This is a genomic window from Streptomyces sp. NPDC020597 (assembly GCF_044335095.1).
GTDB lineage: Bacteria > Actinomycetota > Actinomycetes > Streptomycetales > Streptomycetaceae > Streptomyces.
In genome coordinates, this window is record NZ_JBIRUL010000004.1 from 308,269 (window position 1) to 326,263 (window position 17,995).

A 17,995-nucleotide genomic window follows, 5' to 3' on the forward strand; every position below is an offset into this window, starting at 1 on the left:
CACGCATCACCCGCATCACCCGCATCAGACCTGTCTGTACTGCGAGAACACCCCCCTCAACCGGAAGGAACTCCGATGATCGCCTCCTCTTCCCGCAACGCCCTCGCCGCGCTCCTGGCCGTGCTCGCCTGTGTGGAGGTGGTGCTGATGAGCAGCGACACCTCCGACGGCGCCCGCTACGGCGTCGGCGCGGCACTCGCCGTCGGGATCCTCGTGCTGGTCGGCCGGCTCGCCAAGCGCGGCTCGTCCGACTGACCGATGACTCGACTCCTCGTCCGGGGCCGGCCGTACGCAGGTGGCCGACCCCGGACCACGGTCGGCGCACGGACCCCAGGGGCCGGGGGCGGCGGCCTGCCCACCCCCTCCCCTCACTTCGTCATGCGGAGCCCGTTCATGAGCTTCTCCCATCAGGTGTCGATCACCGGTCCGTCCGGGGCGCCACCAGAGACCGCCGTGATCCGTTTTGTGGCCCTCCTCCCGGAGGGCTGGCACGCCGAGGTCGGCGAGTTCCAGGACGACCTCGCCCGTCTCCGGATCACGGCCCCGCCCGGAACCACCACGTCCGAGGCCACTCGGATGGCCGCCGACATCCTGTCCCGGCCGGGCCTTCAGGGCTGGCGGCTGACCGACGGCTGACGCACGCTCACGCCCCTGTGTACGCCTGGTTTCACGTGAAACCTTCAGCGTGCGCGTCCGCCGAGCCACGGGCTCAGCCCGACCAGGATGAACTCCTTGTGCACCCGGTCCCGGGGCAACGGCACCATCAGGAAGTGGGCCGGGGGAAAGCGCCGGGTCTTCACCCAGGCGTGGCCGTCGTAGAGGGCGCGGAGGAAGGCGGGGACGTCGTCGCGGTCCACGTCGGGGCACTCGACGCCGTCGACGGTGATCAGGGCGTCGCCGTCGGGATAGAGCCGCACGCTCACACTGGGCCGACCACCCACCTCCACGTAGGCCTCGTGCGGCAGCGAGCCGTCGGGATCGGCGGTGACGCCCACGCCGGCGGCGGAGCGGCGCGAGGTCTGGTCGGCGCCGATGTCATGGGTGACCTCGATCTCCCGCGCGTACTCGGCGGCGAGGGCACGAAGGACGGTGACGGCTGCCTCGGTGGTGGGCAAGTGGTCCATACCTGTGATCATGCCAAGAATCGTTCGGCGCGGCGGCCGGAAGGCGCTCAGCGGTGCTCAGCTCGGGGAACCCCGGGGAATCACTCAGTGGTGTTCGGGGAACCGCAGGTACTGCGGGGGCACGGACTTCGTCAGCCACACGCCGTTGGCGCTGAGATGGAAGACAAGACCGTCCCGGTGCATGGCGCCCGCGTCGACGGAGAGCACCACGGGGCGGCCTCGGCGGGCGCCGACCCTCGTCGCGGTCCCGCGGTCCGCCGAGAGGTGCACGTCGTGCCGGTTCATCGGCCGCAGCCCCTCGGCCCGGATGGCGTCCAGTGAGCGCGCAACGGTCCCGTGGTAGAGGTACGGTGGCGGGACGGCCGGGTCCAGCCCGAGGTCGACCTCGACGCTGTGGCCCTGGCTGGCGCGGATCCGGGTGCCGTCGATCGCGAACCGCTTCTTGTCATTGGCCGCGACGACGTGGTCCAGCTCGTCCCGCGTGACGCGGAACCCGTGGGCGGCGCACGCCGCGATGAGCTCGTCGATCTCGACCCAGCCGGCCTCGTCGAGAGTGAGACCGATGCGCTCGGGCTGGTGACGCAGGTGCTTGGAGAGGTACTTCGACACCTTCACGGTGCGTCTTTCGTCCCTGCCGTGGTCGGGTCCGTCCTTTTCGTTCATCCGCTCAGCATGCCGGGAGAGACGCGTATCACGCATTCTGTTTTGACGCCGAGGTTTGGTCCACAAGCAACTGCGGTTATCCACAAGCAATGTGACGATTCTGTGGACAACTGGGCTGCCCTGCAAGGGACTTCCCCAACTCATCCGTGATGCGCCGTCACTTGCGAGCACGCAGGCAACGACCGTGCGTGCAAAACGCGTTCGGTGACTGCGGCCTCTCACAGGGGCGGACCCACCCGTGCCAGCCTCCTCAACGCCCGCGGGAGGAAACGGGACAGCACGTGCGCGGTCCTGGCCTCCGGAGTGACCGCGACCATCGCCTCGTCGCGTACGACCGCGCGCAGGATCGCCCTCGCGACCTTCTCCGGCGGATAGTTGCGCATTCCGTACAGGCGCGCGGCACGCTTCTGCCGACGCCGCTCCTCCTCGGCGTCGACTCCCACGAACGTCGCCGTGGACGTGATGGCGGTGTTCACCAGGCCGGGGCAGATCGCCGTCACCCCGACGTCCCTGCCCGCCAGTTCGGCGCGCAGGCACTCGCTCAGCATCAGCACCGCCGCCTTGGAGGTGCTGTAGGCGGGCAGCGCCCTGGAGGGCAGGAACGCGGCCGCCGAAGCGATGTTGACGATGTGACCGCCCTGCCCGCGCTCGGCCATCGGCCGGCCGAGAAGGCGGCAACCGTGAATGACGCCCCACAGGTTGACGTCCAGCACCCGACGCCAGTCGTCGGACGTCGTGTCGAAGAAGGAGCCCGACAGGCCGATGCCGGCGTTGTTCACCAGCACGTCCAGCACTCCGTGGTCGGTGTGCACCTTCGCGGCGAGTTTTTCCATCGCCCGCTCGTCGCAGACGTCAACTGCCTCCGCCCAGGCGTCCGGTGCGCCGACCCGGCGGGACAGCTCGGCGGTGCGGGCCGCGCTGTCCGCATCCCGGTCCACGGCGATGACGCGCGCGCCCGCCTCGGCGAACGCGAGCGCCGTGGCCCGTCCGATGCCGCTGCCCGCACCGGTGACGAGCACCAACTGCCCGGCGAAACGCTCGCGGTAGGAATCGGCGGCACGCCTGCGCCCCGGTCGGCCGCCGTTCCCGGCGTTCTTCCCGCTCCTGCCGGCCGTCTCGAGCGCCGTTGCGTCGCCGCCGGCCGTGCGGCCCGCGTCGTGCGCCGTCCCGGAGGCGTCTCCCGCGCCGCTGCCGTTCACGCCGGCCTCGACCGACGTGACGAAGTCGTCGATCCAGGACGCGAGTCGGTCGGGACGGGTGCGCGGGATCCAGTGCCCGGCCGGCAGGGTGCGTCGCGTCAACCGCGGCACCCAGTCCTCCAGTTCGTCGTACAGCCGCTCCGACAGGAACCGGTCGCCGAGGGGCGTGATCAGCTGCACGGGCACGTGCGCGTGCGCGTCGGCGCGTGGACGGCGCAGCCGGGTCCGGACGTTGTCCCGGTACAGCCAGGCGCCGTTGGCCGCGTCCGACGGCAGCGACGGCGTCGGATAGGCGTCGGCGGGAACCTTCTCCATCCGGCGCAGGATGCCCGGCCAGCGCTTGCCGAGCGGCCCCCGCCAGGCGAGTTCGGGCAGGGCGGGGGTGTGCAGCAGGTACACGTACCAGGACTTGGCTCCCTGACCGAGGAGTTGGCCGACCCGGCGCGGGGTCGGCCGGTTCACGCGCGCGGCGATCCAGTGGCCGAAGTGGTCGAGGGACGGCCCGGACAGGGAGGTGAAGGACCTGACGCGGCCCTCGGTGCGCCGGACGGTCACGAACTCCCAGGCCTGTACCGAACCCCAGTCGTGCCCCACCAGGTGCACCGGGCCGTCCGGGCTGACCGCGTCCGCGACCGCGAGGAAGTCGTCCGTCAGCTTCTCCAGGGTGAACCCGCCCCGCAGCGGCTTCGGCGTCCCGGACCGGCCGTGGCCCCGGACGTCGTACAGCACCACGTGGAAGCGGTCGGCCAGCCGGGACGCGACCTTCGACCACACTTCCTTGCTGTCCGGATAGCCGTGCACCAATACCACCGTCGGCCGCCGCGGGTCGCCGAGTTCGACGACGCACAGCTCGATCCCGCCGGTTCGCACCCGGCGCTCGCGCCCGCCCTCCAGCAACGTCACTTCTCCTCCGCCCCGGCCTACGCCGACCGCTGTGCGCGTCCCCGACCCGACCAGGGTGAATCTGGCACTTGTTAGAGAGGCCGTCAACAGGGCGGGTTCGAACCGCGGCGAGCCCGCCCCGTAGCTCTCAGGCATGGGATCCCCTACGGACCCGTACATCTGAGGTCTGAGGTGAAGACGGCTCTGAGGTCTGACGAAATTCGTGGCGTGCGTCACTAATTTTATGGACGTGACTGTGATCGCGACCGAAAGCCTGAGCAAGCGGTTCCCCCGGGTGACCGCTCTTGACCGGCTCTCCGTGGACGTCGGGCCCGGTGTGACCGGGCTCGTCGGAGCCAACGGAGCCGGCAAGTCCACACTGATCAAGATCCTGCTGGGTCTGTCGCCCGCCACGGAGGGCCGCGCCGAGGTGCTCGGCCTCGACGTCGCCACCCGGGGCGCCGACATTCGCGAGCGGGTCGGCTACATGCCGGAGCACGACTGCCTGCCGCCCGACGTCTCGGCCACCGAGTTCGTCGTGCACATGGCGCGGATGTCCGGCCTGCCGCCCACCGCCGCGCGCGAGCGCACCGCGGACACCCTGCGCCACGTCGGCCTGTACGAGGAGCGCTACCGCCCCATCGGCGGCTACTCGACCGGCATGAAGCAGCGCGTGAAGCTCGCCCAGGCCCTCGTCCACGACCCGCAGCTGGTCTTCCTCGACGAGCCGACCAACGGCCTCGACCCGGTCGGCCGCGACGAGATGCTGGGCCTGATCCGGCGCATCCACACCGACTTCGGCATTTCGGTCCTGGTCACCTCCCACCTGCTGGGCGAACTCGAGCGCACCTGCGACCACGTCGTCGTCGTCGACGGCGGCAAGCTCCTGCGCTCCAGCTCCACCACCGACTTCACCCAGACCACCACGACCCTCGCCATCGAGGTCACCGACACCGACGAGCACCCGGACGGCACCCGCGCGATCCGTGAGGCGCTCCTCGCGCGCGGGGTGGAGGTCGCCGAGGCGGGCAGCGGCCTGCCGGGCGCCGGCCACGTCCTGCTGCTGACCGCGCAGGGCGAGGAGACCTACGACGTCGTCCGCGACACGGTCGCCGACCTCGGGCTCGGGCTGGTGCGCATGGAGCAGCGCAGGCACCACATCTCCGAGGTCTTCAAGGACAGCGACGCGAGCAGCGACCAGCAGCGGAAGGAGGCCGTCGGCCATGGCGGTTGAGCACCCGGTCGCCGCCCCCTCGGGCGACCAGACCCGTATCCACAACATCGGCTACCGCAGCTACGACGGCCCCCGCCTCGGACGCGCCTACGCCCGCCGCTCCCTGTACTCGCAGTCACTGCGCGGCGCGTACGGCCTCGGCCGCTCGGTGAAGTCCAAGGTCCTGCCGATGCTGCTGTTCGTGGTGATCTGCGTGCCCGCGGCCATCATGGTCGCCGTGGCCGTCGCCACCAAGGCCAAGGAACTGCCGGTCGACTACACGCGCTACGCGATCATCATGCAGGCCGTCATCAGCCTGTACGTCGCCTCGCAGGCGCCCCAGTCCGTCTCCCGCGACCTGCGCTTCAAGACGGTGCCGCTGTACTTCTCGCGGCCCATCGAGACCGCGGACTACGTGCGCGCCAAGTTCGCCGCACTGGCCTCGGCGCTGTTCTTCCTCACCGCCGCCCCGCTGCTCGTGCTCTACGTCGGCGCCCTGCTGGCCAAGCTCGACTTCGCCGACCAGACCGAGGGATTCGGTCAGGGACTCGTCTCCGTGGCACTGCTCTCCCTGCTGTTCGCCGGCATCGGCCTGGTCATCGCCTCGGCCACGCCGCGGCGCGGCTTCGGCATCGCCGCCGTCATCGCCGTCCTGACCATCTCCTACGGCGCCGTCTCCACTCTCCAGGCCATCGCCGAGGCCCAGAACAGCACCGGCGCCATCGCCTGGATCGGCCTCTTCTCGCCGGTCACGCTGATCGACGGCGTGCAGTCGGCCTTCCTCGGCGCCGCGTCCGCCTTCCCCGGCGGAGTCGGTCCCACGCACGGAGAGGGCGTGGTCTACGTCCTCGTCCTCCTCGGCCTGATCGCCGCGAGCTACGGCCTCCTGATCCGCCGCTACCGGAAGGTGGGCCTGTGACCACGCTCAGCATCGACCACGTCTCCCGCTGGTTCGGCAACGTCGTCGCCGTCAACGACGTCACCATGACCATCGGCCCCGGCGTCACCGGCCTGCTCGGACCCAACGGCGCCGGCAAGTCCACCCTCATCAACATGATGGGCGGGTTCCTGGCGCCCTCCACCGGCACGGTCACCCTCGACGGACAGCCCGTCTGGCGCAACGAGGACATCTACCGGCACATCGGCGTCGTCCCCGAGCGCGAGGCGATGTACGACTTCCTCACCGGCCGCGAGTTCGTGGTCGCCAACGCCGAACTGCACGGCCTCGGGGCCAAGGCCGCCCAGAAGGCGCTGGCCACGGTCGAGATGGAGTACGCGCAGGACCGAAAGATCGACACGTACTCCAAGGGCATGCGCCAGCGCGTGAAGATGGCGAGCGCCCTCGTCCACGACCCGTCGCTGCTGCTCCTCGACGAACCCTTCAACGGCATGGACCCGCGCCAGCGCATGCAGCTGATGGACCTGCTGCGGCGCATGGGCGACGAAGGCCGCACCGTGCTGTTCTCGTCGCACATCCTCGAAGAGGTCGAGCAGCTCGCCTGGCACATCGAGGTGGTCGTCGCGGGCCGGCACGCCGCCAGCGGCGACTTCCGCAAGATCCGCCGCCTGATGACCGACCGGCCGCACCGCTACCTGGTGCGCTCCAGCGACGACCGCGCCCTCGCGGCCGCGCTGATCGCCGACCCGTCGACCTCCGGCATCGAGGTCGACCTGGCGGAGGGCGCGCTGCGCGTCCAGGCCGTCGACTTCGGCCGCTTCACCACGCTGCTGCCGAAGGTCGCCAGGGACCACGGCATCCGGCTGCTCACGGTCTCGCCGTCCGACGAGTCCCTCGAGTCCGTCTTCTCGTACCTGGTCGCGGCGTAGGAGGCCTTGGAGATGTACGACCCCACAGTCGCCCGGCTCACGTACCGGGCTCTGCTCGGCAAGCGCCGGGCCCTCATCCTGGGCGCCCTGCCCCTGTTGCTCGTCGCGATCTCCGTGGTCGTGCGCGCCCTGGCCGGAGCCGACGACCAGACGGCGTCGGACCTGCTCGGCGGGCTCGCGCTCGCCACGATGGTCCCGATCATCGGCGTCATCGCGGGCACGGGCGCGATCGGCCCGGAGATCGACGACGGCTCCGTGGTCTATCTGCTGTCCAAGCCGCTGAAGCGGCCCACGATCATCTTCACCAAGCTGATCGTGGCGATCGCGGTCACCATGGTCTTCTCGGCCCTGCCGACGCTGATCGCCGGCTTCATCCTCAACGGCAACGGCCAGCAGATCGCCGTGGCCTACACGGTGGCCGCGCTGGTCTCGTCCATCGCCTACGCCGCCCTGTTCCTGCTGCTGGGCACGGTGTCCCGGCACGCGGTGGTCTTCGGTCTGGTCTACGCCCTCGTCTGGGAGGCCCTGTTCGGCTCCCTGGTGCCGGGCGCCCGCACGCTCAGCGTCCAGCAGTGGTCGCTGGCCGTCGCCCACAAGGTGGCCGGAGGGGACCTGGTCACCTCGGACGTCGGACTGACCACGGCCACGGTGCTGCTGGTCGCGGTGACCGTGCTGGCCACCTGGTACGCCGGCCAGAAGCTGCGGACGCTGACGCTCGCGGGGGAGGAGTGAGCGGCCCCCGCCGGGCCGGCCGCCCGAAGCGTTCCTGACGGTGCTTTCACCGGCGTCCGCGCACACTGGGCCGGGCGGTCGCCCTTCGGCGCCGCTCGGCACGGCTGGACGCCGCTCGACACGGCTCGGCACGTCTGGGAGGACGCGATGGCGGACGACATAGCGGCGGACGACGGCCGCGGACGGCCCGGGGAGGACGAGGTCTGGGACGACCTCGTCCTGGACGAGGCCTTCGTACGGGCCGCCGGGACGTCCGAGCCGTCCGCCAGGGCCCGGATGCTCGCCGCACGGTGGCGCGCCGAGGAGCCGGAGCCCCAGCCCTGGCGATCGGACGAGCCGCCCGCGGGCTGGTTCTTCAGCAAGGCCCGCCGGCGCAGGTGGCGCCGCCGATAAGTGCCCGGCCAGAGCCGTTTTTCGCACTGCTGTTTTATTCGGTGGCGTCCGACTCGCCGCACGGGCAGAGTGGTTGTACGCGCCAGGCGCACAACGGCGGCGCGGACAGCCGGAGATGATCCGGCGTCACCGGACCGGGAGAGGAGTTCGACGATGCCCATGCACGGCAGTACGTCGGACTCCCTTCAGGGCAGCCGGCGGCGGGTTCCGGAGTAGTTACCCCTCCGGAGAACCGCACCGCACAGGGACTGCCCGGGGCGGCCGCTTCGAGCACGCGATGTCGCTCTCGCGTGGGCCGCCCACCCGGAGGATTGGCCGAGAGGCAAGGCACCGGCTTGCTGAGCCGTGGTCGGGGGCGACCCCGCGCACGTTCGATCCGTGCATCCTCCGCGAGACGTTCGTCACTGGGACCGGGCGAGGTTCGGCGCGGGCTTCCCCGATGCGCGCCCAGACAGTCGGTGGGCATCGGGTCTGCGTGCGGGCCGGTGGGGGCGGGCCGCGCAGTTCCCCGCGCCCCTTGGCCGCGCCCCTCCCCGGGTGCTCCTGGGGGTCAGGGGAGGAGGGCTTCCAGGGTGGTGGCGATGCCGTCGGCGTCGTTGGATGCGGTGATCTCGTCCGCCACCGACTTCAGTTCCGCGTGGGCGTTGGCCATGGCCACGCCGTGCGCGGACCAGGCGAACATCGGGATGTCGTTGGGCATGTCGCCGAAGGCGATCGTGTCGGCCGCCTTGAGCCCCAGGCGGCGGGCCGCCAGCGAGAGGCCCGTGGCCTTGGAGAGGCCCAGGGGGAGCAGCTCCACGATGCCCGCACCGGCCACGGCGACCGTGACGAAGCCTCCCGCGGCCTTGCGGGCCGCTTCGGCCAGCGCGTCGTCCGAGAGCTCCGGATGCTGGATGAAGATCTTGTTCAGCGGCGCCGACCACAGATCGGACGCGTCCGTCAGCGGGGTCGACTGCAGGGCGCCGCTGAGCGCGTAGCCGGGTCCCACCAGCACTTCGCCGTCCAGACCGCCCCGGCTGGCCGCCAGGTGCAGCGGACCGACCTCCGCCTCGATCTTCGCGAGCGCCACGCCGGCCAACTGCCGGTCCAGCGTCACCGACGTCAGCAGACGGTGCTCGCCCGCGTGGTACACCTGGGCGCCCTGTCCGCAGACCGCGAGGCCGTCGTAGCCGAGGTCGTCGAGGATGTGCCGGGTCCACGGGACCGCGCGGCCGGTCACGACGATGTGCACGGCCCCCGCCGCGGTGGCCGCGGCGAGGGCGTCCCGGGTGCGTTGCGAGACCGTGTCGTCGGAGCGCAGGAGCGTCCCGTCGAGGTCGGTCGCGATCAGACGGTGCGGGAAACGTCCGGGAGCAGGCTCGGCGCTCACTTGGCGACCGGCTCCAGGACCTCCCGGCCGCCGAGGTACGGGCGCAGCACCTCGGGCACGTACACGGAGCCGTCGGCCTGCTGGTGGTTCTCGAGGATGGCGACGATCGTGCGGGGGACGGCGCACAGCGTGCCGTTCAGCGTGGCCAGCGGGCGGACCTGCTTGCCCTCGCGGACGCGGATCGACAGACGGCGGGACTGGAACTCGGTGCAGTCCGACGTCGAGGTCAGCTCGCGGTACTTGCCCTGGGTCGGGATCCAGGCCTCGCAGTCGAACTTGCGGGCGGCCGAGGATCCGAGGTCGCCGGAGGCGACGTCGATGACGCGGAACGGCAGCTCCAGCGCGGACAGCCACTGCTTCTCCCACGCCAGCAGGCGCTGGTGCTCGGCAGCCGAGTCCTCGGGCGTGACGTACGAGAACATCTCGACCTTGTCGAACTGGTGGACCCGGAAGATGCCCTTGGTGTCCTTGCCGTGCGAACCGGCCTCGCGGCGGAAGCAGGGCGAGAAGCCCGCGTAGCGCAGCGGCAGCCTGTCCGCGTCGATGATCTCGTCCATGTGATACGCGGCGAGGGGGACCTCGGAGGTGCCGACCAGGTAGAGGTCGTCCTTGTCGAGGTGGTAGACGTCCTGGGCGGCCTGGCCGAGGAAGCCGGTGCCGGCCATCGACTGCGGGCGCACCAGCGCGGGGGTGAGCATCGGCGTGAAGCCGGCCGCCGTGGCCTGCGCGATCGCCGCGTTCACCAGGGCCAGCTCCAGCAGGGCGCCGACGCCGGTGAGGAAGTAGAAGCGGGAGCCCGAGACCTTGGCGCCGCGTTCGACGTCGATGGCGCCGAGGATCTGGCCGAGCTCGAGGTGGTCCTTGGGCTCGAAGCCCTCGGCGCCGAAGTCACGGATCGTGCCGTGCGTCTCGAGGGTGACGAAGTCCTCCTCGCCGCCCACGGGCACGTCGGGGTGCACGAGGTTGCCGAGTCGCTGGAGGAGTTCCTGGGTCTCGGTGTCGGCGGCGTCGCGCTCGGCGTCGGCGGCCTTGACGTCGGCGGCGAGCTGGCTCGCCTTCTTCAGCAGCTCGGCCTTCTCGTCCGCGGAGGCCTTGGGGATGAGCTTGCCGAGCTGCTTCTGCTCGGCGCGCAGCTCGTCGAAGCGGACGCCGGACGACCTGCGCCGTTCGTCGGCGGACAGGAGAGCGTCGACGAGCGCGACGTCCTCTCCACGGGCGCGCTGGGAGGCGCGCGCACGGTCGGGGTCCTCACGGAGCAGGCGAAGGTCAATCACGCGGTCAAGGCTACCCGTGCGGGGTCGGCGCTCACGACTCCCATTCCGAACCGTCGCTTCGCCCTTCCGAATCGCGACTTACGTTGCGTTATGAGGGAATTGCCCAGCGTGTCAATAAAGAGCGTCTCACTCCCTGGGACGGACTATGTGACGGGCGTCTCATTGACTCGATTTCCTTGCGGCGCACGGGATTTGGGGGCCGGGTTGTCCACAGGGATCCGCGCCTCGTGCGAGTTATCCACAGGGTGTGCGAAAGCTCTGTGGACATCGGAATTGATCATTCCCAAGCTTGTCCACCCCGGGTCGAATTCCTGGTCCGAAGGCCGTTCGCGGCCACTTTCGGGTGGAATTGCGTCGCCCCAAGGGATTGATCGAAGGAAACAGGTGGACGAAGGGTGACGTGCGGGTTGCGAGTCGCCCTGAGGCGACACAGGCCGATTTGTCGACTGCACGGCACTTCGTTGTCGACTTGTCCCCAGGTCGAGAAGCGAGCCTGTGGATAACTTCTGTGGATAACGAAGATATGCAGGTAGGACTGGCTAGAAGCGGCCGTCCTGGCAACGCGCCACCCAGTCCGAGGCCGCCATGAACTCCCCGTCCGAGGTCCCCGGCAGCGGCGACGGGATGTCCGCCGCGCTCACCTCCGCACGCGGGTACGAGCCCAGGAAGCGCACCTCGCGGCAGATCCGCTTGAGCCCCATGAGGGCCTCGGCCATCCGGCGGTCGGTGATGTGTCCTTCGGCGTCGATGCAGAAGCAGTAGTTGCCGATGCCGGCGCCCGTCGGCCGGGACTGCAGCAACATGAGGTTGACGCCCCGGGTGGCGAACTCGCCCAGCAGGTCGCGCAGACCGCCGGGATGGTCGTCCCGCTGCCACAGCACCACGGACGTCTTGTCCGCACCGGTCGGCGCGGCGGGCCGGGCGGGCCGGCCCACCAGCACGAACCGGGTCTGCGCGTTCTCGGCGTCGTGGATCCCCGTCTCCAGGGCGGTGAGCCCGTACCGGGCCGCCGCGAACTCGCCGGCGAATGCGGCGTCGTAGCGGCCCTCCTGGACCAGCCGGGCGGCGTCCGCGTTCGAGGCGGCCGACTCCCACACGACGTCCGGCAGGTTCGCCTTCAGCCAGTTCCGCACCTGCGGCTGCGCCGCCGGGTGGGCGGAGACCGTCTTGATGTCCGACAGTTCCGTGCCGGGCCTGGCGAGCAGCGCGAAGGTGATCGACAGGAGCACCTCGCGGTAGATCATCAGCGGCGTGCCCGCGACCAGCGCGTCCAGCGTGGTGGTGATCCCGCCCTCGACGGAGTTCTCGATGGGCACGAACGCGGCCTCGGCCTCGCCGGTGCGCACCGCGTCGAGCGCGGACTGCACCGACACATAAGGGATCAGCTGCCGGGTGGCCGCCTCCGGAAGCGTGCGCAGGGCGACCTCCGTGAAGGTGCCCTCGGGGCCGAGATACGCATAGCTCGCTGGCATGACCTCACCCTAATGGCCCTTGCGTGACGGGGCGCAGGCGTCTCAGGACTCCCCCTCGCAGGAATGAATCCGCAGGCGAAGGCGTAACCTCCCGCCTCCCACCTCCCGCCTCCCGCTGCCGCTGCCGCTGCCGCTGCCGCTGCCGCCGCCTCCGTCGCGGTCCGGCTTCGTCCTGCCGGGGTCGGGCCGCCCGTCTCACGCCTCCAGCAGTCGCTGCCCCACGTACTCGCCCTTGGCCGCGCCGCCCGGCACCGCGAACAGTCCGCTCGACTCGTGGCGGATGTACTGCGACAGGGCGTCCCCGCGGTCCAGCTTGCGCTGCACGGTGACGAAGCCGCGCAGCGGGTCCGCCTGCCAGCAGACGAACAGCAGGCCCGCGTCCGGAGTACCGTCCGGGTCGATGCCGTCGTGGTAGGAGAAGGGACGTCGCAGCATCGCCGCGCCGCCGTTCTGGTCGGGGCGGGTGATACGGGCGTGCGCGTTGAGCGGGACGACCAGATCGCCGTTGGCGTCGGTCTTCTCCAGGTCCATCTCGGTCGTCTCGGTGCCTCCCGACAGCGCCGCCCCGTCTGCCTTGCGGCGCCCGATGACCTGCTCCTGCGCCTTGAGCGACAGCTTCTCCCAGTCGTCGAGGAGCATCCGGATCCGGCGGACGACGGCGTAGGAGCCGTTCGCCATCCATGCCGGGTCCTTCCCGCTGTGCGCGGGCACGAAGATGCGCTGGTCGAAGTCGGACTCTTCCGGCTTGGGGTTGCGCGTCCCGTCCATCTGGCCCATCAGGTTGCGGGCGGTCATCGGGTGGGCGGTCGCGCCCGGCGTCCGGTTGAAGCCGTTCATCTGCCAGCGGACCTTCGCCGCGCTGCCCGCGTCCTTCTGGATCGCCCGGAGGGCGTGGAAGGCGACCAGGGCGTCGTCCGCGCCGATCTGCACCCAGAGGTCGCCGTTGCTGCGGGTCGCGTCGAGGTGGTCGGAGGAGAAGGCGGGAAGCGGGTCCAGAGCGACCGGGCGCTGCTTCTCCAGTCCGGTGCGGGTGAAGAAGCTGCTGCCGAAACCGAAGGTGACCGTCAGGGAGGACGGTCCCGCGTCCCGGGCCACATCCGTGTCGTCGTGTGCGGCCGCCTCACCCGCCATCAGCCGCCGGGCCGTCTCCGACCAGCGGCGCAGCAGTGCGGCGGCCTCCTTGCGCCCTGCGCCGGCCGCGAGGTCGAAGGCGACGAGATGACCGCGGGCCTGGAGGCCCTGGGTGATGCCGGGCTGGTGTTTCACGTGGAACATCGCCTGTCCCGCTCCGACCGACGACAACGGCGTCGCCTGGGCGGGTGCCGCCGCGTATCCCGCGGCCGCGCCTGCCGTGCCGAGGACGAGGCCGGAGGCGCCGGCCGCGCCGAGCAGTCGGCGTCGTGTCAGGTCCTTGGCGGGGGAGTCCGCCGAGGCGGGCTGCGGGGAGCTCCCGCCGGCCGGGGCAGCGGTCTTCGGGGCGCGGGCCCCGGTGGAGCGGGTCACGGGAGTGGGGGCCTCGGGGAGGGACTGGTCGGGCATGTGGGGGTCAGCCGATCTGCGCGTTCTTGGAGACGGTCACCTGGTCGATGTCGGAGGTCCGCACGGTTACGGCGATCTTCCATTCGCCGGCCATGGGAATCTGCACGCCGTTCGCCGACCAGTGGCCGGTGGTGAGGTGGTCGGGGGCGACGGGCAGCGGCCCGATGCTCTTGGCCTCGAGAGTGAAGGCGACCTTCACCTCGGGCACGTCGAAGGCGCGGCCGTTGGGCCGCGTCACGTACACGTGCATCTCGTTGGCGCCGGCGCGTGCGGGATCGAGGTCCACGCTCACCACGCCCTTGCCGTCGGCGCCGCCGGTGTCGAAGGGCATGTCCAGGGTCAGGGCGCCCGAGGCGGAGTCCGCCGCCGCGGCCGAGGAGGACCGGCTGGCCCGGGCGGCGTCCTGCTCCGTACGTCCAGGCTCGGTCGACGTCAGGACGGTGGTGACGGCGAGCAGGACGACGGCGACCCCGGTCTCGGCGAGCACCGAGCGGCGCAGGCCGAAGCGCTCGCCGTCCGCGTTCCGCAGCCGCTTCCGCCGTGCGGCGTCCACGGCCGCCTGCTGCCGGGCGAGCTGTGCGGCCCGCTCGCCGCCGTCGGACGCGGCGGCGGCGGTCCGGGCGCCCCCGGAGCCGTCCTTGTTCCCGTCCTGCGTGCCCTGCGTGTCCTGAGAGCCCTTGGCGGGCTTGGGGCCCTCGGCGCTCCCGGAGTCGTCGGGGGCCGCCGCTTCTGCCGTGCCGACGCTTCCCCCGGCAGCCGTCGCCGCAACACGCTGCCTCCCGGATGCCGGCTTCTCGGATGCCGACTTCCCGTCGGCCGACTTCTCGGCGGCGGACTTCCCCGCCGCCGCCGTGGAGGCGGCCGCCTGGACCGCCGTCCCGGCGGCCGTCGGAACCGCCAGCCGTGCCGTCCACCGGCGGGAGATCCAGGCGATGCCGACGAGCAGCGCCACCAGCCCGATCTTGACGAGCAGCAGCTGCCCGTAGCGGGTGTCGGTGAACGCGGACCAGGAGCCGAGCTGACGCCAGGACTGGTAGACGCCGGTGGCGACAACCACGACGACGCTGCCGAAGGCGACCTGCGAGAAACGCCGGACGGCGGTGGCGTCGACGGGCCGTTCGACGGGCGCGCGGTACAGCGCGACGAGCAGCGCGGCGAGCCCGCCGAGCCAGGTCGCGACCGCCAGCAGGTGCAGCACGTCGACCGGCATCGCGATGCCCGGCTGCAGCCCGGTCGAGGCGTGCTCGGCCATGGCCCAGCTCGCCGCGAGCCCCGCAGCCACGACGGCCCCTCCGATGGCGAGCCCGAAGGTCAGGTCCCGCTTCTCGTCGTCGTCGCGCTTGTCGTAGGCGCCGAACAGCACGGCGATGAACAGGGCGGCCGCGGCGAGCAGCAGCAGCCGGGAGACCAGGGCCGCGCCGGTCTTGGTCTGCAGGGCCTCGCCCAGGAGGTTGAGATCGAAGACGTCGCCGAGCGTGCCGGAGCGGCTGTAGGAGCCGCGCAGGAGCAGCAGGAACAGAGTGGCCGCGGTCATCGCGAGCCAGCCGGAGACGACGAGCCGCTGCAGGGACCGCACTCCGGTGCCGCGCTGCCAGCAGGCCAGCACGAAGGCGCCCCCGCCGACCATCACGATGAACCCGGCGTACGACACGTACCGGCCGAAGCCGTACAGCCACCCGACGACCCCGCCGCCGGCGTCCTGGCCGGACACCGAGACGCTGGTCTCGGAGGGGGAGCCGATCGAGAAGGTGTAGGCGCCGGCGACGGGATGGCTGTCGGCCGACACCACCTGGTACGTCACGGTGTACGTGCCGTCGGGCAGTCCCGCGTGCAGCTGGACGGCGTAGCTGGTGCCGCTGACCTCGGAGGGCTTGCCGTCGTCGACGCGGGCCCCCTTGGGGTCGAGGACGCGCAGCGAGTCGTCGTTCAACGAGACGGTCTCGGAGAAGGTCAGCGTCACCTGCGTGGGAGCCTTGTCGACCACCACCCCCTGCGCGGGGTCGCTGCCGGTCAGCGCGGCGTGCGCGGAGGCGGGCCCGGCGCCGGCGAGGAGCGCGCCGGCGACCGCCAGGATCAGCAGCACGAGCATCCGGACGCGCGCGGCGATGGTGGTCTGCATCAAGGTGGTCCCTCCCTCAGTGTCCGGTCGTCGGGTCGTACGTGGCGGACTTCACCGGTATGTCGACCTTTAGCGGGTCGGACGAGGCGAAGTGGAGTTCGACGGTCACCGTCCCGCCCTGCACCGGCTTGCTCTTCAGCTTCTCGAACATCAGGTGGTTTCCGCCGCTCTTGAACACGAGTTGACCGTGGGCCGGGACGTCGAGGGCGGTGACCTCCTCCATCGACGACCCGACGGTCGTGTGGAGAGTGACGCTGCCCGCAGCGGTGCTGGTGACGGAGGTCAGCTCGTCCTGCGCGCCGCCCTTGTTGACGACGGTCAGGAATCCGGCGGCCATGGTGTCGGAGACGGGCTGCGGAATGTAGGCCTCACGGACGGACAGCTCCGCCCGGCCGTCCGCGTCCGATCCGCACGCCGCCAGCAGCAGCGTCCCCGTGACGACCGCGGAGGACGCGGCCAGCAGCCGCCCCCGCCCTGGCGCCCGTCCCGGCGCCCGTTCCGTCCGGCCGGACCTCTGCCCGCCCGGCAGTGCCGCGCTCACGGCGTCCCACCCTTGATGATCTTGGGCAGGTCCTTGATGTAGTCGTCGACCTTGGCGTCCTCGCCGTACAGGAGGTATCCGCCGTTCGTCTTCGGGGAGAAGGCGACGACCTGGGTTCCGTGGGTGGAGACGATCTTGCCGTTCTTGTCCTTGTGCGGCGCCTCGACGGAGATGCCGAGCGAGCGGGCGGCGGCCTGGATCGTCGCGAACTTCCCGGTCAGGCCGACGACCTGGGGGTCGATGCCCTTGAGCCAGGCCCCGAGCGCGGCGGGGGTGTCGCGGTCCGGGTCCGTGGTGACGAAGACGACGCGCAGCTCTTCCTGCTCCGCCTTGGGCAGCTGCTTCTTGGCGACGGCGATGTTGCTCATCGTCAGCGGGCAGACGTCGGGGCAGTTGGTGTAGCCGAAGTAGATGAGCGTCGGGTGTCCGTCCGTCTCCTTGCGGAGGTCGTACGAGGCGCCCCGGGTGTCGGTGAGGACCAGGGCGGGCTTGGTGAAGGGCTGGTCGAGCACGGTCGCGGCCTGCCGCTTGCCCTCCTCGGACACCACGGCCACGGGGCTCGTGCCGTCGTCGCTGCTGCAGGCGGAGAGGGTGAGAGCGGCGGCGGCGAACAGCGCGGCCACGGCGAACGTCTTCTTGCGCATAGAGAAATGTCCCAGATGTATGAATTCGGGCCGACCCCGGGGTGGGTGGCGAGAGGCCGGGCGCGAGCGCCGGACGAGCCGGCACCCCGGGGTTGCGCGCCGTCGAGGAGCCGGCGCGGGCGGTGGCGGCCGCCCGCGCCGGCCGGGGGCTCAGGCCTCGGTCGTGGTCCGGCGGCGGCCGGCGAGCACGCCGTACGCCACACCGGCGACGCCGACGACGATGCCGACCACGCCGAGGACGCGGGCGGTGGTGTCGCTGCCGTCCACGTCGGAGGCGGCCTCGGTCGTCTTGGCGGCGGCCTTGGCGTCGTCGGACTTCTCAGCGGCGTTCGAGGCGGCCGCGCCGTGGTGGCCGTTCTCGGAGGCGGCGGTCAGGGCGAGCACCGGGGCCGGGTTCTCGGGCTCCTCCGCGCCGTCGGCCTGGACCTCGATCCAGCGCACGACCTCCTTGTTGGAGTACGTCTGGATCGCCTTGAAGACCAGTTCGTCGGCGTCCTCGGGCAGCGCGCCCACAGAGACCGGGAACTTCTGGAAGAAGCCCGGCTTCACTCCGTCGCCGGAGGCGGTCCAGGTGATCTTGGAGACCGCCTCGGAGATCTGCTTGCCGTGCAGCTCGATGGGCTTGGCGAGCTTGGCCTTCGTGACCTCGATCGTCCAGCCGTTGATCGGCTCCGGCATCGCGGAGGCCAGCGGGTGGTCGGTCGGGAAGGCGACCTCGAGCTTGGTGGTCGAGGCGTTGTCCCGCTCGTTGGGGACCTTGAAGTCGACGACCGCGTAGCCGCCCTTCGCGGCGGAGCCCTCGGCGGCGACGCTGACGTGAGCGAAGGCGGGCGAGGACAGGACGAGCACGGCGCAGCCGGCGGCAGCGGCAGCGGCGGCCACCCGGCGGGCGGTACGGGAAGCGATGCGTGAGGTCTTCATGAAAGCGAGCACTCCACTCTGAGTGATTCCGAGGGTGAGGGTGAGGCGCGGGCACGCCGGTGCGCACGCGCAGGCGCCGCGCG

General features: G+C 71.2%; 18 protein-coding genes and 1 tRNA gene. 8 read left to right on the forward strand and 11 right to left on the reverse strand.

Annotated features, from left to right (window positions below):
* Positions 1-75: 75 nt before the first annotated feature.
* Both ACH4ZA_RS09970 and ACH4ZA_RS09975 read left to right on the forward strand, forming a co-directional pair.
* On the forward strand, positions 76-255 hold the full coding sequence (locus ACH4ZA_RS09970; protein WP_319277014.1) for a hypothetical protein: 180 nt from the start codon (positions 76-78) through the stop codon (positions 253-255).
* A gap of 138 nt (positions 256-393) precedes the next feature.
* Positions 394-636: a hypothetical protein gene (locus tag ACH4ZA_RS09975; protein ID WP_319277016.1), complete on the forward strand. Its 243-nt coding sequence runs from the start codon at positions 394-396 to the stop codon at positions 634-636.
* 44 nt (positions 637-680) lie between these two features.
* Here the strand turns inward: ACH4ZA_RS09975 and ACH4ZA_RS09980 are convergent, their stop codons facing one another.
* The 3 genes from ACH4ZA_RS09980 to ACH4ZA_RS09990 all read right to left on the reverse strand — a co-directional run bounded on the left by ACH4ZA_RS09980 (position 681) and on the right by ACH4ZA_RS09990 (position 3,889).
* Positions 681-1,124, reverse strand: a complete 444-nt coding sequence (locus tag ACH4ZA_RS09980; RefSeq protein ID WP_319277018.1) for a hypothetical protein — start codon at positions 1,122-1,124, stop codon at positions 681-683.
* 84 nt (positions 1,125-1,208) lie between these two features.
* Positions 1,209-1,787, reverse strand: a complete 579-nt coding sequence (locus ACH4ZA_RS09985; protein WP_398428767.1) for an RNA 2'-phosphotransferase — start codon at positions 1,785-1,787, stop codon at positions 1,209-1,211.
* A 218-nt stretch (positions 1,788-2,005) separates the two neighbouring features.
* Positions 2,006-3,889, reverse strand: a complete 1,884-nt coding sequence (locus ACH4ZA_RS09990; protein WP_398428768.1) for an SDR family oxidoreductase — start codon at positions 3,887-3,889, stop codon at positions 2,006-2,008.
* Positions 3,890-4,124: 235 nt separating this feature from the next.
* On the opposite strand from ACH4ZA_RS09990, the gene ACH4ZA_RS09995 reads away from it, so the two are divergent.
* The 6 genes from ACH4ZA_RS09995 to ACH4ZA_RS10020 all read left to right on the forward strand — a co-directional run bounded on the left by ACH4ZA_RS09995 (position 4,125) and on the right by ACH4ZA_RS10020 (position 8,423).
* Entirely contained in the window at positions 4,125-5,102 is a 978-nt protein-coding gene (locus ACH4ZA_RS09995; RefSeq protein WP_398428892.1) for an ABC transporter ATP-binding protein, read from the forward strand.
* Positions 5,092-6,000 (forward strand): ABC transporter permease, encoded by a 909-nt coding sequence (locus tag ACH4ZA_RS10000; protein WP_398428770.1) that lies wholly within the window; start codon positions 5,092-5,094, stop codon positions 5,998-6,000. The genes ACH4ZA_RS09995 and ACH4ZA_RS10000 overlap by 11 nt, the downstream gene beginning before the upstream one ends.
* Positions 5,997-6,908 carry an ABC transporter ATP-binding protein gene (locus ACH4ZA_RS10005; protein ID WP_319188343.1) on the forward strand — a complete coding sequence of 304 codons (912 nt, stop codon included), beginning with the start codon at positions 5,997-5,999 and terminating at the stop codon, positions 6,906-6,908. The genes ACH4ZA_RS10000 and ACH4ZA_RS10005 overlap by 4 nt, the downstream gene beginning before the upstream one ends.
* A 12-nt stretch (positions 6,909-6,920) precedes the next feature.
* A complete protein-coding gene (locus tag ACH4ZA_RS10010; protein ID WP_319277028.1) occupies positions 6,921-7,640 on the forward strand; it encodes an ABC transporter permease in 720 nt (239 codons plus the stop codon).
* Positions 7,641-7,787: 147 nt separating this feature from the next.
* Positions 7,788-8,033: a hypothetical protein gene (locus ACH4ZA_RS10015; RefSeq protein WP_319277030.1), complete on the forward strand. Its 246-nt coding sequence runs from the start codon at positions 7,788-7,790 to the stop codon at positions 8,031-8,033.
* A 305-nt stretch (positions 8,034-8,338) separates the two neighbouring features.
* Positions 8,339-8,423: transfer RNA gene (locus tag ACH4ZA_RS10020), tRNA-Ser, on the forward strand.
* Between the two features lie 160 nt (positions 8,424-8,583).
* On the opposite strand, the gene ACH4ZA_RS10025 is transcribed toward ACH4ZA_RS10020, so the two are convergent.
* The 8 genes from ACH4ZA_RS10025 to ACH4ZA_RS10060 form a co-directional block, all read right to left on the reverse strand.
* Complete coding sequence (locus ACH4ZA_RS10025) at positions 8,584-9,402, reverse strand: HAD family hydrolase (RefSeq protein WP_319277032.1); 819 nt, start codon at positions 9,400-9,402, stop codon at positions 8,584-8,586.
* A complete protein-coding gene (serS, locus tag ACH4ZA_RS10030; RefSeq protein WP_319277034.1) occupies positions 9,399-10,676 on the reverse strand; it encodes a serine--tRNA ligase in 1,278 nt (425 codons plus the stop codon). Before serS ends, ACH4ZA_RS10025 begins: the two co-directional genes overlap by 4 nt.
* Before the next feature lie 539 nt (positions 10,677-11,215).
* Positions 11,216-12,148, reverse strand: a complete 933-nt coding sequence (pheA, locus tag ACH4ZA_RS10035; RefSeq protein ID WP_398428772.1) for a prephenate dehydratase — start codon at positions 12,146-12,148, stop codon at positions 11,216-11,218.
* 195 nt (positions 12,149-12,343) lie between these two features.
* Positions 12,344-13,687, reverse strand: a complete 1,344-nt coding sequence (gene efeB, locus ACH4ZA_RS10040; RefSeq protein ID WP_398428773.1) for an iron uptake transporter deferrochelatase/peroxidase subunit — start codon at positions 13,685-13,687, stop codon at positions 12,344-12,346.
* Positions 13,688-13,694: 7 nt separating this feature from the next.
* Positions 13,695-15,806: a copper resistance protein CopC gene (locus ACH4ZA_RS10045; RefSeq protein ID WP_398428774.1), complete on the reverse strand. Its 2,112-nt coding sequence runs from the start codon at positions 15,804-15,806 to the stop codon at positions 13,695-13,697.
* Between the two features lie 16 nt (positions 15,807-15,822).
* The gene (locus ACH4ZA_RS10050; RefSeq protein ID WP_319277064.1) at positions 15,823-16,269 is read right to left on the reverse strand and encodes a copper chaperone PCu(A)C; all 447 of its coding nucleotides are present in this window, start codon (positions 16,267-16,269) and stop codon (positions 15,823-15,825) included.
* A 74-nt stretch (positions 16,270-16,343) separates the two neighbouring features.
* Complete coding sequence (locus ACH4ZA_RS10055) at positions 16,344-16,991, reverse strand: SCO family protein (RefSeq protein WP_319277041.1); 648 nt, start codon at positions 16,989-16,991, stop codon at positions 16,344-16,346.
* A gap of 150 nt (positions 16,992-17,141) precedes the next feature.
* Positions 17,142-17,912 carry a YcnI family protein gene (locus ACH4ZA_RS10060; protein WP_319277043.1) on the reverse strand — a complete coding sequence of 257 codons (771 nt, stop codon included), beginning with the start codon at positions 17,910-17,912 and terminating at the stop codon, positions 17,142-17,144.
* Positions 17,913-17,995: the final 83 nt, after the last annotated feature.